The organism is Shewanella gelidimarina (assembly GCF_023283945.1).
In the GTDB taxonomy this organism is placed as follows: Bacteria; Pseudomonadota; Gammaproteobacteria; order Enterobacterales; family Shewanellaceae; genus Shewanella; species Shewanella gelidimarina.
The window spans coordinates 1-14183 of the sequence record NZ_JAKIKW010000023.1 but is presented as its reverse complement, the minus strand read 5'-3'; the positions used below and the strand labels follow the sequence as shown (position 1 = coordinate 14183).

The following is a 14183-nucleotide window of genomic DNA, read 5'->3' as shown; positions in this document are numbered from 1 at the left end:
ATATCCAAACGATGGGGAAATAGCACCTTGCTGTTTTACCAATCTATTACTACATTTTAATAAGCTTCATGTGAGTGCTGTATCAGCACTCAAGCGCTCAGGAAGAGTTAACCAATGAAAGGATTCATTATGAGAATACACAAAGAAGATCTCGAACCCATTTACCGTGCCGCGAGCAACCAATTTGACTTAACTGAATCCTCCCACCAAATAAGTCTACTTGAGCTAGCCGACTCTTTATTGGATCTAAAATACACCTCTCCAGCGCAACTTGTCGCATTAGCACAAAAAGAAGATTGCCCACTGATGTTTAAGTTAGCCGTGAAGCTGGTGCAGTCGCGCAAATACTTACGACAGATAACCACACCTATCTCGATTGGTATCGTCTTTGCCATGTGGGGGGAACATCATCGCCTATTAGAAAAAAGTGCCACTAACATCAATGGTGAGAACTCATTGCTGACTAAGGTGACCCAACTGATGTGGGCGTGTAAAGGCACCAAAGTGGATTGGCATTTATACCCCGTTGATGATGGCTGTCCTCACGGCAGTTTCGATATTGCCAGCCGTATTGCCCATCGCAGTACCCAGCCAGAAAAAATATCCGTACTCAACCTCAAAGATGGAATAAGTAACAACCATGGCCCTTTAGCCACACTCCATGATGTTGATGATTCCAGAAAAGGCGGCGCTATCATTTATGGTTGTATGCAAGCCCTCTCAGATGGTGTTGATGCGGTTATTTATACCGATGCTGATAACTCTGTCCATATGGGGCAACTCGGGCTAATACTGGCGCCTTTTGTGGCAAATAACTCTCAAGTCGTACTCGGAAACCGTAAAGATCCCCGATCTATTTTGGTCAAACAAGAACAACGCTGGGGGGTCGGTATTAAAACCCTCAGACACATGCAAAGAATGGTCGGTTCACCCATTTTTTCCAAAGGTATTCACGACACTCAGGCCGCTTACAAGCTCTTCAGTCGTGAGGCACTGCAGCATATTTTAATGAAACCCAGCGTATTTGATTTCTCATTCGACACTGATTGGATTTTAGCCGCGATGCAACACCAACAAAGCATTGCCACCGTTCCTTTCGCCTTTATTGACTCCGCAGCTGAATCCGCCTCAATTGTCCAAGGGCCGATGAGTACTTGGTTAATTTTATTACAAGGTTTAGTCAAAGCGCTTCGAGCAAGAGGCGCTGATTACAACAAAGAGATGGCTCTGTTAATTGATAACGAGGTACAAACGGCAGAAGATTTGGAGCGCATTATTGATTTACTTCCAGATGAGCTCGTAAATGCAAAAGATGCTGAATTAGGTGATGTTCAGCTTATGAGCCCTAAAGCATTAGCGTCTTGGCTAGCCAAAGTTAAAGCAGAACAACTCATGACCACCGCTTAACTGCGCGTGTATGCCAATATTTGCCCCACTGACACCCCATGTTTAGCACCCGGTTTCAGTCAACAGATAAAAAGCAAAGGATGTAACAATGATAGAGGTTAATGAATTAAGAGCACTATGTGGGGACGATGACTCCATGGTAAAAATGCTGCTCACCATTTACTTAGAAGAGTATGGCGAGAGTGATAGCGTACTCAAAAATCGTTTCTCCAGTGACGATGTCGATGGCTTGTTTCAAATCTCCCATGAGCTTAAAGGTATGTTTAGTAATTTATGTGCCAAAGAAGCAATGACATTAGCTCAAGTCATCGAATCCAGCTCTCAAGCAGGATCTCTTCCAGACCAAACCGCAATCAACGATTTATGTGGCAAAATAAAAGAGATTAACCAGCAAATTGAAAGGATTTTGCAATAAGTCGTATATTGCAACGGCTCATATTGAAAAAGAGCATACTCCATATAACAGTGTGCTCTTTCGCTATATTGAGCACTGTAAATAGCCATTTCACAAGGGCCAATACCGCACTTCAACCTCAGCGACAACAGGATCCCAAACCACCGTTACAGCAACCAGAATCGCAAAGAGTCTCAAGAGTGATATTGGGCGCTGATTATTCGCAAAAAATACCGATCCAGTTTCAACGTAGAGCAATTATCCCACATATAGCATCCATAATTCCCAGCAACTCATTAGCAAAAAAGGCGACTCTTCAAAACTCAGGTTTTCTCAGCAATATCGTTGATGAAGCCAGCCTTCAAGTACCTACGCTTGTAAAAGTCCCTCTTAATCGTTACGAAAAATTACTCATTAGCAAAGCACAGCGATATATTGATAAGAACTGGAATGAGACGACGGGATTAATCGATTCAGTCCAGGGATACACACATGCCACCATGTGGGATATTGCCAGCAGTATTGCCGCTATAATGGCCCTGGAAGCACTGGAGGTCAGTAACCAACAAGTGACTGACTTGCGACTCGAAAAACTGCTCTCTACGTTATACAAGCTGCCCCTCTACAAAGATAAACTCCCCAATAGGCAATACAATACGATTACCGGCAAACCCTCTGGTCGCTTTAGCCAAACGTCATCTCATGGAAACGGCTGGTCAGCATTAGATCTTGGTCGGTTATATATTTGGTTAGCCATCGTTGCAAAAAGAAAACCGCATCTCGCTGGTAAGGTTGAACTCATCAAAGAGAAGTGGCAGTTAACGGCAGCGGTACATAATAAAACGCTGTACGGCACCAAACTCACCTCTCAAAAAGAGTATTTTCGCCAAGAAGGTCGACTGGGGTATCTGCAATATGCCGCTACGGGTTATCGCCTAATGAATTTAGATGTGGATAAAGCCTTTTTGTGCGATCAGTTAAATAAAGTGAAGCTTGATAACTTTGCACTGAAAATTGACCCCCGTAATCTACCGTTTCTAACGCTCGATCCTTTTCTGCTTTACACCATCGAGGTCGGCAATGAGGTATCTTGCTGGAATCAGCTCGATAAACTCTACCAACTGCATGAAGCAAAATACAAGACCAATCAGAGGTTAACAGCCTATGCTGAGGATTCATTAAATAAGTCCCCTTGGTTTTTATATAATAATATTTATTACCAAGGCCAACCTTGGTATAGCGTCTCACATTCAGGCAAACCTTTTGCAGAGCCACAAACATTCAGCAACAAAGCAGCTTTGGCTATAAGCGTGATTTATCAAAGTCAGTACAGTCAAAATCTAGCAACACAGGTGATAACCAATAGCATCCGACATACCGAGATCCCCACCGGACTTTACCGTGATGGAAAAACAAATACCGCCTATAATATAAATACTAACTCACTGATCTTAGTTAGTCTTTGGTATAAGACTCGCAATAGAAGGGCAATTTTAGAAGAATAAAAATTGGTAAAACTGATACACCGCATGGAATCGTTCTGTTAGGGAAACGCATTTGAGAAAGCGCCAAGGATGGACAGTCAAAGCCACGTTATGGGTCTTCCCCCTATGTATTGCAGCGGCTGACGCTCTAGCAAGTGAGCACCAAACCGAAATGGCAAAACATGCTCCTAAGGCGGCTGAGACAAGCGTCATCAATCATTCAACAACAAAAGAAGTGCCCGCTGCTACCGAAGCTGATCTCATATGGAATGGTGCAACCAGCTCATTCATGCTGCCGTTTGAAACTTGGGATTCTGATACGCCTTGGTACAAGCGCTGGAGCGCGAGTGTCAGCATTGGCTACCCGTTGATCGACACCCCTGCCACTATCCCTGTCAATGCCACCACAGGGCCAAGTAACCAGAACCTTACGGCAAGCTTGTCACTTAAGTATTCGATTATTGGTCACTGGTTTATTTCTGCAACCGCTTATCACTATTTTGATAAGGAGTTACAGCAAGCATGGAACCCTGACTTTACCTATGTGTTTGGCTATAGCGATTGGCACCCATACACATTTAGTCTGCTGTACTCTAACTACGGTGGTAACCGCTTCTCTCCCGAGCCTGGTGGCAAACATACTGAGTTTTCTCAAGGAACGTGGGCACTCGGTTGGAAATTTCCAGTGACTAAACCGTTTATCGATTGGTTTTCCTTTACTGATGAGGGAGCGATTGGTTGTCAATTTGATTATAACTATACGCCGGAATATTTTGATCTCGCCAGCATCGAATATAAGACCAGCCACCAAACAATAAGCTTAGGCTGTAAATATTCGATAGTGGGAAATTGGTACGCTAATGCAAGCGCTTTTTACTATTTAGACAGCAGCCAGAAACAGCCCTGGAATCCTGATTTCACCTATGGATTTGGTTATTTTGACTGGCACCCAGGAACCATAACAATTCAATATAATAACTACTCAGGAAACCGTTGGAATAGTGCCGACAGAGGGCCTGATACGGGTCGATTTAAGGATGGGTCCTTAAGTATCAGTTATTCATTCGACTTCTAAGTTCGGCTACATCAATACTGCGTACTTAGAGACTTAAACGATTGAACACTTTTTGATGGCACTTGGGACATTTGTAAGAGTGGCGATGGATCTTACAGCCACACTCAGGACATGGCAGCATCTTTCTATCCTTACTCAACAGTAAAATTAATACCCCAATCGGCCCCAAAACATAACCCAATAATGCTCCCGCAACGATATTGCCTTTGTAATAACCAATGATGGTTGAAAGCACTAACATCAGCAGATAAAAGCTCAGCCAAAATACAATATTATCCATAATCAAAAGACAAAATTCACCGTGAGGCTGAGCAAATCGACATCATCTTTTTCACCATATACCAGTGGTGAAGTGACAAACTGTGCTCGATTACCTGGTTCGTGTGAAAAGATAGATTGCATCTCAAGATTCAGTGAAAGGGTCGAAGTGGCATCGTAACGAAGTCCTAAAGTCACTCCCTTACTTTCTCTAAGCTCGTGACTCTCGGCATATACTAAGTAAGGCGTAAAATCATCAAGTGCATAACCGACACTGGCATACCAATTGATTTGCAGCTCATCATATTCTAACTCCGCCATCCACTGCCAAGCATCCAAACTGTACTCAGCTCCCACAGTGTAAACATCAAGTTTATCGGTGGCAGGGAAAGGTCGTTGAATATACTGAGTTTGCATAAACCCAGTATGAATCCGATAATTAAACCCAACTAAATCAATGTACACACCCGTCATATAGTCGGTATCGAATTGTAATAAAGTCCCTCCCAACTCCACCTCATTAAGTCGCTCAAATCCGTAGTACGGCGAGATAGTAAGCGATATTTCATCCGAAATTTCATAATGCCAAGCCAGAGAAATACCGTCGTAGGAGGTAAAGCCCAAAATGGCATCGTAAACCTCTTCTGGTGGGCGCGCCCATGTATAAGCCTGACCAACATAATAAAACTCAGAGACGAGAAATAACGGTAAACGCAGTCGTCCAGCTCGCACTTCAAAATCAGCAAACTCATAGCCTAAATATGCCCATTCAAGTTCTGGATCGCTCCAGTCATCTTGGGTACGTTTAACCACTTGAGCTGATGCGTTAAACCCCTCAAAAATATCAATATCAAGTTGTAAGCCAAATAAGGTATCGCAGTCATAACAAATTTCATCGCTAATCTCGCGGCTAATAAATAACGGGGTTTTATTGTCTGTTTTACTGATCGACGTCGAACCAAAACCACTTAGCAAAATGTTATCTGTAAGCTCTATTCCCGCTTCTGCATTTGCTGTAATGCCTAAGCTCAATAATAAAATGCTGTACTGACGGTTTAATAACATGGCTACTCTCCTTGTGGCACGGTAATTAAGATATTCACTTCATCCGGAACCGACTCAACCGGCGCATACGCGATACCATTGGGGTTTTCATTTAGCCACTTTAGGATCTGTTTTATATCATCACTATCAAGCTCTTCAGGTGGTGATCCTTTGCCCGAGAAAGCTAATCCTGCCCAATAGCCATTCATCTGTGACACAGATTTACCCAGCAACATGCTGTAGAACTCTTCGCGATGCATAGAGGTTTCGGGTAGATCGACCAGCACAATTTTGAGACTGCCGCCGACTTTTTTAGACTTGCCTCGATATAACATTCTGGCTTTGCTTTTACTCAAGGGAGGTAAATCATTATTGAGGCTGAAAATTGCAAACTCGACGTCGGCGCTTTCATCCGCGTCAGTTTCTAAGGCCCAGAGTGCAGGGGATAAGGAGAGAGTCGCCATCAAAACGACAAATCTTATATTAAAAAACATGGCACCAAAGTCTAATCCATTAAACATATAAAAACCTTCAATCCTAGATAGTTTTTGTACTTTTGTACTATGCTGAATATAGTCAAGAGTCATGCAATACACAAGGACATGACCAGCACGTTCAATTCAAGGAGTAGAAATGAACTTATTGAATCGCATTTCAATAAAAACAAGGATGTTGGCATTAGTATTACTACCTTTATTGTTCACAGCATTTTTATCCGCGCTGGAGATAGAAAAGCAAACTAATAATGTCCAAGCACTCAATACTCTCAACCACAAGATTACCTTTTTAGAATCTTTTTCTGCACTCAATATCAAAATAAATCAAGCTAGAGAGCAGCTATACGCTCAAGGTGATTCATTCGTATTAGCAGACTTCACACCGATAGTTGCGGAATTCCCTCAGCTACTGCCCAAGGCATTCACCACAAAAAATATCGATGATATCCAAGCATGGTTTAATAGCACTAAAGACGCCTTAACAGAATCACCTGAGCTGACACAGGTGAGTATTGTTGATTGGTCTACTTGGATAAACGAGTTGCAAACACAAGCGCTAATGGTGCTAGAAAAAGATAAGCTAGATGTACCGGAGCAGATTAACCAAAACCTCACCATATTATTTCAGTTGCAATGGCTATCGCTTTGGTCCGCAGAAGAGAAATGGCTTATTAACCAGTTACTCATCGATAGAAATAACACCGAGCTGTTGATTCAATTGAACATGAGCACTGAAAGGCAGCAGCTCTATGTGGAACGCTTTATCAATATTAGCGCCAAACCTGAACAAGTCGATCTTCTACTGACGACATTTTCAGACAAAGCATTTGAACAAAGCTACCAACTGCGCCGTCATATTCTGCATGAAGATATTCTGGTTGATAGCCCAGAGTCTAATTTGCAAGCCTTTAGTCAACGCTTAAGCCTTATTCAGTTTGTAGTGACCAAATTTTCAGATCAATTAACCACTAAAATCCACAGCGAAATATCACAATCAAAAAAACTGATCATCCTTTTCTGCACTGCTTTATTTGCATCGTTAATCATCATAGGAACCATTGGCGCCAACCTCTACCGACGTATTCTTAACTACCTGCATCATGTAATAACAACCATGTCTAATATAGAGGAAACCCATGACTACTCTAATAATATTAACGAAAACGGTAATGATGAACTCAGCTTATTTTCCAAAAAACTTAATAATCTAATTCATGAACGTTACTTAAATGATGAGAAAATTTTACGGGCTAAATCTGATGCAGAAAAAGCCAACCAAGCTAAAAGTTCATTTCTCGCCAATATGTCCCATGAAATCAGAACACCATTAAACGGGATTATTGGTATGTCTGAAATTCTTGCTGGCACCAAACTGACCCCCGTACAAAACGAGTACCTGCAAACGATCGAAACATCATCACATACCTTACTATTACTGATTAACGATATATTGGACTTGTCTAAGATTGAGTCTGGAAACCTTTCCATTACCAACACCGATGCCAATATCGCCGAGGTCGTCTACGACACGTTAACCATGGTGTTAGCCAAAGTGGTAGAGAAAAACCTCGACCTGCAAATTGATATCCCGACAAATACCCCTTACCTCATTGCACTCGACGAACACCGTATGCGACAAGTGCTGATGAACCTGTTGTCGAATGCGGTCAAATTTACCAGCGAAGGCTTTATAAAAGTGGCTATCAGCAGTCGTTTTGATGAAAAACCATATGCCAATATGCAGATTAAAATTTATGACAGCGGCATAGGGATAGCAGAAGATAAGCAGCAACAAATATTCTCTCCATTTACCCAAGAAGATGGCACTATCACTCGACAATTTGGTGGCACCGGCCTTGGCCTTGCGATCTGTAAGCAGTTGGTCGAATTAATGGGCGGAGATATCAAAATCAGTTCAGAAAAAGGTAAAGGCAGTTGCTTCTCCGTTGAACTAAAAGCGCGAATTATTGCGCAAGAAGCACCTAAGCAAGATGAGTTCAAGCACCTTACCGCCGCATTAATATCCAGTGATAATCACATTATTGAAACCATTGAGGATGCCTGCATCAGACAAGGGGTTAGGCTCAATTATCATTATTTATCCTGCTTTGACCTCCAACAAGATCAACAAAAGTTTGATCTGCTTTTTGTTGATAATTCCTCTATTACTAGAGAAGCCTTAACCACATTACCTGAGTTACTATCTCAACAAGATATTTTCACGGTTGCCATCAACACCCCATCAGAGCAGCGTACGCTTGATAATATAGACTCCACCATCACGCTCCCATTACTGGGAAAACGACTTGGCAATGCTATTCGTAACGGTATAGAAAATAGAGTACTGCGCGCAGAAAGCACATCTGAAGCGGAGCAAGATACCCGTGACAACAACCCCGATGATACAAAAGTAAAAGTCGTGATTCTTATCGTCGAAGACAACTTGGTTAATCAAAAAGTCGCTTCACTGCTTGTGAAACAAGCTGGATATGATTTTGTTATTGCTAATAATGGACTCGAAGCATTCGAGTTCATCAGTAAAGGGGAAGTCATTAACGCTGTTTTAATGGATTGTATGATGCCCATTATGGACGGTTTTACTGCAACTGAAAAAATCAGGGCATGGGAGGAGTTAAACTCAGAACAACGACTCCCTATCATCGCACTGACCGCCAGTGTATTAGATCAAGATATTGAGAAATGCTACGAATCCGGCATGGATGACTACCTCGCAAAACCCTTTAAGAAGGATGTGTTGATCGACAAGCTAAAGCGAGTCTCCAAGATTGCCAGCTAAACCTCTTCAAATATAACGCCTCACGTCGGTGATCCCCTTATTACCGACTGCGACTACAATTTCATTATGAGTCAACAGTAATCCCCTTTCAAAATGAAAGAATACCTTTGCTCTGGTTGAATATTCAACTTGCATCCCGATGATTAATAGTATGAAATAACAGCAATATGAATGAGTTTAATGACTTTGTATCACAAGGGTATTGGTGGCTCTCTTTGCTTGGCGGTCTTCACTGCTTAGGCCTAGGTTTATACATCCGCTATATCTATCGCGAAAAAAACGGTAACCAGAAGATTTTAGGCAGCATATTCAGCCTAATGGCGCTGTATTTTTTTACCGGTCTACTCACCAAAGATAACGCTCCTGCGCCAATCCATTTTATCTTTATCTTGATTATCCCAATCTACTTCTTATTGATGCCGATGCTCTATTTGTACTGTCATCGAAGTTTAAATGACGCAAAAGCACCCAGCGGATTTTCGCCTCACTTCTTCCCTGCTTTGTTCGTCGCCATGACGGTATTAGCAACAGCCGGTTACCGCGTATTACACCAAGGGGAACTGCCAGACATATCATTGAGCTTCAATTCAGGTTTAAGCCATCTAAATCACCTAAGCCTTCTAGGGGCGGCGCTGCCAGGGCTGTTGTTTATCCAAACTGCGCTCTATTTTTACTTTATTTTAAAGATGCTTAGTCGCTATCCAAGCCGTACATCTAGACTGCATCAAGAGAGCCTTAAGGATATAAAGTTCCGCTGGTTGCTGGTACTGACTCTGGCGTTAATGAGTAATTGGATTGTCAGAGCCGTGCTGGTCATCTTACCTTTTTATTTCGGCGAACAACTCATTCACATTAACCATGTGGCGACAAAATTAGTCCTGCTGCTCACCGTTTATATTCTTGCCATTTATGGCTTAAAACAGATCACCTACGCTGCATTTTTACGTGGAAGATTAGCACAGTCGCAGCAAAAATCACCGATGAAGGCCAGTCAGCAACTGCTCAGTTCAGAAGAACTCGCCTACTTGCAAAAGTTAATGCAAGATGAAAAAAAATAAGCTAAATACCTGACATATTTCATGGATTTCATAATGCTAGTTGCGATAGGGTATGATACCAATTGCGCTAAGTATCTGTTCATTCAGTGGGAATTCAAAGCGCTAAAGGTAAGCTGGGAACTCGATGCTAATCGTTATTCTATATCAAGCGTTCCCCACGTAGCTTGCACTGCTTTGCATTGACAAGTAAGGGACGAACCACTGTCTCATCAATGCGTCTTGAACTGAAAGATTGAGCATTTCTGAATTAACACCCTACTTAATGCAGCTGGTATTAGCGCTTATTTCATTATAAAAATTATAGAAAGATCTTGAAGGGTAGGAACAACCACATGAAAAAAATCAATAAGTTAACCCTACTTGCTACCGCAATGGCAACATTGCTCGGTACCAGTATGGTGACCTCTGCAGCAGAAAAAACGCACGACATTATTATCGATGACTTTTTTGATATTGGTGGCATGAGTTCAGTGGCATTAAGCCCCAATGGTAAAAAAGCGCTTTGGCTAGAGAACCGCTGGGACAAAGAACTGGATAAAAGCCAGCGAGATCTCTGGCTGCTGGACACTGAAAGCGGTAATTCTAAACGCCTCACATTCACCAATGAAAGTGAATCCAGTCCACAATGGAGTCCAGACGGGCAACATATCTACTTTCTCGGCAAGGTAAAACAAGAAGCGGCCAAAGCACCTTACAACGGCAAGACACAAATTTTCCGCATCGCCGTCACTGGCGGTGACATGCAACCGATGACTAAAGAGGTCGAAGGCGTTAGCGGATTCCAGCTAAGCCATGACGGTAAGAGCGTGTATTTTTTAGCTACTAAAACAGTTAAAGATAAAGATGACTGGGCCTCGATGCGTGCAGACCACTCAGCCCCTAAATATGGCCATGGCGAACGTAAAACGAACCCGTTATACCAGCTTGACCTGCAACATTTTAAGCAACAGCTATTAATCGATGACGATAAAGTTGTTTGGGAATTTGAAGTCAATGAAGATGGCAGTAAAATTGCCCGTATCACCACTGACGATAATGAGTTAGTTCGGTTAGAAGGTTGGTCTGATGTCGAGATATTCGATACCAAAACAAAAACCAATAACACCCTCGCCGATACGCAATGGCGCGACCAAGCCCCTTCACCTTACGGCTGGTTATTAGGTTTAAATTGGCAAGAAAACAATAACCAGCTTGCCTTTAGAATCGATTTTGACGGCCATCCAGGTAAGCTCTTTATTGCCAATGCGAAAGCAACAGAAGCCCCATCGCTCGAAGTCACACGTAGCGGAGATGTCACCTTAAACTCAGGCGATATAAAATGGAGACCCAATAGTGATGAGATCTGCTATCGCGGCGCAGATCATGCTCGAGTAAAGCTATTCTGTACTGAAATTGACGGTGACGAACAGGGTGATACGCGCACGGTCATTAATGGCGATATGGTCATTGGCAGCTACAGCTTTAGCCAAAATGGTAAACGCGTTGCCTTTAGCCACAACGGTCTCGATCACTTTGCTGATATGTTTATTGCGGATGCCAATCGCAGTCGAGCCAAAGCAGAACGTCTGAGTAATATTAACCCACAAGTCGAGAGTTGGAAGCTCCCTCAAATATCCATAGTGAGCTGGAAAGCACCTGATGGTAGTGTTGTCGAAGGAATATTAGATTTGCCCGCGGACTATAAAAAGTCTGACGGTCCGCTACCATTAGTGGTGCAAATTCATGGTGGTCCAACATCAGCAACCCCCTATGCTTTACAGCATCGCTCTTATGGCCGTTCAACATTCACCGCCAAAGGCTGGGCATTACTGTCGCCTAACTATCGTGGCTCTACTGGTTATGGTGATAAGTTCTTAACCGATTTAGTCGGTAAAGAACACGACATTGAGGTAAACGACATTATCGCAGGGGTCGATCACCTTATTAGCGACGGCATTGTTGATGGTGACAAAATGGCAGTGATGGGCTGGAGTAACGGCGGTTACCTAACTAATGCCTTGATCAGCACGACTGAACGTTTTAAAGCGGCAAGCTCTGGCGCCGGTGTTTTTGATCAACGCCTGCAATGGATGCTTGAAGACACCCCAGGCCATGTAGTCAACTTTATGGAAGGTCTGCCTTGGGAAAAGCCTGAAGCCTACACCCAGGGTTCATCACTCAGCCATGTCGATAAAATCAAAACACCTACCCTTATCCATATCGGTGAAAATGACCAGCGAGTACCAGCCGGTCATGCACAGGGGCTATATCGCGCTCTCAAGCATTATCTCAATGTACCGGTTGAGCTCATTGTTTATCCTGGCGAAGGCCATGGATTAAGCAAGTATCAACATCGTAAAGCCAAAATGGAGTGGGATCAGAAATGGTTCGAGCATTACGTACTCGACAAGCCCTTTAAATAGCAGCTCCAACACATAAAAAAAGCGCCTATATTGGCGCTTTTTTTATCCACTCATCTGCCTTTAAATTAACAACAATGACTTTAGCCTTGGTTAATGCTAAAAATGATGCTCATGGTTCACTAAGCTTGATGCGTCATTCATTTTCGGTTCAGCTTAACTATGCTACAACTAGATACTGACACATGAGCAGCTAAAGGAGATTGAAATGAAACACTTATTCAAAAAAATAACCGGCACTCTTTGCCTCGTTGCCAGCCTCGCAGTGGCGCCACAAGCCTTAGCTGAAGATGGCTATACCCAAGCTAAAACCACTTTCCAACAAGCCAATCAAACTCAAAAATTTTTCGATAGTGCATATGGTTACGCGCTTTTTCCGACCGTAGGTAAAGGCGGAATTGGTATAGGTGCCGCTTACGGTAAAGGACGCGTCTATCAAGGTGGTGGCTATCAAGGCGATACCAGCTTAACCCAAGTTTCTTTCGGTTTTCAGCTCGGTGGCCAAGCTTACAGCGAAGTTATCTTTTTTAAGGATAAAGCTGCTTATACTGATTTCACTAGCGGCAGCTTTGAATTCGGCGCACAAGCCTCTGCCGTCGCGATTAACATTGGCGCCAATGCACAGGCAGGTACGACAGGAAATTCAGTAGGAGCAGGTAAAAAAGCAGCATCAGCATCTTATATCAACGGCATGGCTGTGTTTACTGTCGCCAAAGGTGGCTTAATGTTTGAAGCCGCACTGGCAGGCCAATCCTTCACTTTTAAAGAGAAATAGGCTCAAGGGAATGCAGATACGAGGGCGTGACTTAGTCACTTCGAAATAAGCTAAGACGGAAAGACTCGGACAATAACTCTAGGTTCTAGCAATTGAAAGCTAGAACCTAGACGCATCACATCTCTTCACTTAAACAGAATGCCTTACTTATGTCCCCAAGGTGCTGGCGGCAGCGTCACAGGTTTAGTCAGATCAAAATCCACCCTAAAATCTCTCTCATCACGAGTCAAACGATAGGTAAACTCTGTTGGCTTGGTATACATATGCCAAACATTGGTAATGGATACATCTAGTCCATTGTCTCTAAAATTGTTAATCGAATATGCATCGACAGGAAAGGATTGCTCAGTAGCACTGCCCATATCAGCAGTCATGCCACCATACATAGTGACCTTATCTTCACTACCATCTTTATGACGGTGATCATGCGCTAGGTGTAAGCCATACTGAGTCTTAGTAATCACCCAAGTACGGGAATGATCATCACCTACATGAAACGGCACTTTAAGGACGGTGTCACTGCATTCGCGTACATGCATGATAAGCTTCTTACCACTAAACGCTGAATCGGCAGTATTACCCGCCGTAACCGTACCTTCAAATGCCTTACCACAATGCGCCGCGAGACTATCAAAAAAAGCTGCTTGCTCTGTTGTTACAGCCATCGCTGGCAAAGCAAACATCGCCGCCGCAAAAAGGCCAATCTGTGAGTATTTTGTTGTTGTCATTATTATCTCCAGTGATTTGTAACTCACCCTATCATAAAGAGATAAATTTTAACTTAAGCTGAAAAAAGTCCCTCAGCCAAAAAGAATGCTGAGGGGTAAATGTTGCAGGATGAAATGAATTAAGCCTTTTCAACGCGAATTGGAATACCGTGTCGACAGTTAGCACCGGTCCAATAATCATTGAGCATACTGGCACTTTGTTTACGTGTTGGATCCGAATCTGAGATCATCTGCATTAGACATACGATATTCAATGGATCCCTCTGC

At 42.9% G+C, this 14183-nt stretch carries 12 protein-coding genes; 8 read left to right on the top strand and 4 right to left on the bottom strand.

What is annotated here, in order from left to right:
* Window positions 1–129: 129 nt before the first annotated feature.
* The 4 genes from L2729_RS17240 to L2729_RS17225 all read left to right on the top strand — a co-directional run bounded on the left by L2729_RS17240 (window position 130) and on the right by L2729_RS17225 (window position 4360).
* The gene (locus L2729_RS17240; RefSeq protein ID WP_248989376.1) at window positions 130–1407 is read left to right on the top strand and encodes a glycosyltransferase; all 1278 of its coding nucleotides are present in this window, start codon (window positions 130–132) and stop codon (window positions 1405–1407) included.
* Window positions 1408–1495: 88 nt separating this feature from the next.
* The gene (locus tag L2729_RS17235; protein WP_248989375.1) at window positions 1496–1822 is read left to right on the top strand and encodes an Hpt domain-containing protein; all 327 of its coding nucleotides are present in this window, start codon (window positions 1496–1498) and stop codon (window positions 1820–1822) included.
* Window positions 1823–2001: 179 nt separating this feature from the next.
* Window positions 2002–3306: a DUF3131 domain-containing protein gene (locus L2729_RS17230; protein WP_248989374.1), complete on the top strand. Its 1305-nt coding sequence runs from the start codon at window positions 2002–2004 to the stop codon at window positions 3304–3306.
* 52 nt (window positions 3307–3358) lie between these two features.
* Entirely contained in the window at window positions 3359–4360 is a 1002-nt protein-coding gene (locus L2729_RS17225) for a hypothetical protein (protein WP_248989373.1), read from the top strand.
* A gap of 25 nt (window positions 4361–4385) precedes the next feature.
* On the opposite strand, the gene L2729_RS17220 is transcribed toward L2729_RS17225, so the two are convergent.
* From L2729_RS17220 to L2729_RS17210, 3 genes are read right to left on the bottom strand one after another with little or no spacing between them, the layout of a single operon-like run.
* Window positions 4386–4640: a hypothetical protein gene (locus tag L2729_RS17220; protein WP_248989372.1), complete on the bottom strand. Its 255-nt coding sequence runs from the start codon at window positions 4638–4640 to the stop codon at window positions 4386–4388.
* A 2-nt stretch (window positions 4641–4642) separates the two neighbouring features.
* A complete protein-coding gene (locus L2729_RS17215) occupies window positions 4643–5683 on the bottom strand; it encodes a hypothetical protein (RefSeq protein WP_248989371.1) in 1041 nt (346 codons plus the stop codon).
* 2 nt (window positions 5684–5685) lie between these two features.
* The gene (locus L2729_RS17210; protein WP_248989370.1) at window positions 5686–6183 is read right to left on the bottom strand and encodes a hypothetical protein; all 498 of its coding nucleotides are present in this window, start codon (window positions 6181–6183) and stop codon (window positions 5686–5688) included.
* 112 nt (window positions 6184–6295) lie between these two features.
* Between L2729_RS17210 and L2729_RS17205 the strand changes: the two genes are divergently transcribed.
* From L2729_RS17205 to L2729_RS17190, 4 genes are all read left to right on the top strand, one after another.
* Window positions 6296–8956 carry a hybrid sensor histidine kinase/response regulator gene (locus L2729_RS17205; RefSeq protein ID WP_248989369.1) on the top strand — a complete coding sequence of 887 codons (2661 nt, stop codon included), beginning with the start codon at window positions 6296–6298 and terminating at the stop codon, window positions 8954–8956.
* 167 nt (window positions 8957–9123) lie between these two features.
* Window positions 9124–10014, top strand: a complete 891-nt coding sequence (locus L2729_RS17200) for a hypothetical protein (protein ID WP_248989368.1) — start codon at window positions 9124–9126, stop codon at window positions 10012–10014.
* Between the two features lie 332 nt (window positions 10015–10346).
* Window positions 10347–12416, top strand: a complete 2070-nt coding sequence (locus L2729_RS17195; RefSeq protein WP_248989367.1) for an alpha/beta hydrolase family protein — start codon at window positions 10347–10349, stop codon at window positions 12414–12416.
* A 205-nt stretch (window positions 12417–12621) separates the two neighbouring features.
* Entirely contained in the window at window positions 12622–13188 is a 567-nt protein-coding gene (locus L2729_RS17190) for a lipid-binding SYLF domain-containing protein (protein WP_248989366.1), read from the top strand.
* A 143-nt stretch (window positions 13189–13331) separates the two neighbouring features.
* On the opposite strand, the gene L2729_RS17185 is transcribed toward L2729_RS17190, so the two are convergent.
* Complete coding sequence (locus tag L2729_RS17185) at window positions 13332–13916, bottom strand: hypothetical protein (protein WP_248989365.1); 585 nt, start codon at window positions 13914–13916, stop codon at window positions 13332–13334.
* Window positions 13917–14183: the final 267 nt, after the last annotated feature.

What these genes read in the sequence shown, in the direction of transcription:
- L2729_RS17205 (WP_248989369.1), top strand. Translation starts at nt 6,296, where the DNA reads ATGAACTTATTGAATCGCATTTCAATAAAAACAAGGATGTTGGCATTA.
- L2729_RS17240 (WP_248989376.1), top strand. Translation starts at nt 130, where the DNA reads ATGAGAATACACAAAGAAGATCTCGAACCCATTTACCGTGCCGCGAGC.
- L2729_RS17235 (WP_248989375.1), top strand. Translation starts at nt 1,496, where the DNA reads ATGATAGAGGTTAATGAATTAAGAGCACTATGTGGGGACGATGACTCC.
- L2729_RS17210 (WP_248989370.1), bottom strand. Translation starts at nt 6,183, where the DNA reads ATGTTTAATGGATTAGACTTTGGTGCCATGTTTTTTAATATAAGATTT.
- L2729_RS17190 (WP_248989366.1), top strand. Translation starts at nt 12,622, where the DNA reads ATGAAACACTTATTCAAAAAAATAACCGGCACTCTTTGCCTCGTTGCC.
- L2729_RS17195 (WP_248989367.1), top strand. Translation starts at nt 10,347, where the DNA reads ATGAAAAAAATCAATAAGTTAACCCTACTTGCTACCGCAATGGCAACA.
- L2729_RS17200 (WP_248989368.1), top strand. Translation starts at nt 9,124, where the DNA reads ATGAATGAGTTTAATGACTTTGTATCACAAGGGTATTGGTGGCTCTCT.
- L2729_RS17185 (WP_248989365.1), bottom strand. Translation starts at nt 13,916, where the DNA reads ATGACAACAACAAAATACTCACAGATTGGCCTTTTTGCGGCGGCGATG.
- L2729_RS17220 (WP_248989372.1), bottom strand. Translation starts at nt 4,640, where the DNA reads ATGGATAATATTGTATTTTGGCTGAGCTTTTATCTGCTGATGTTAGTG.
- L2729_RS17215 (WP_248989371.1), bottom strand. Translation starts at nt 5,683, where the DNA reads ATGTTATTAAACCGTCAGTACAGCATTTTATTATTGAGCTTAGGCATT.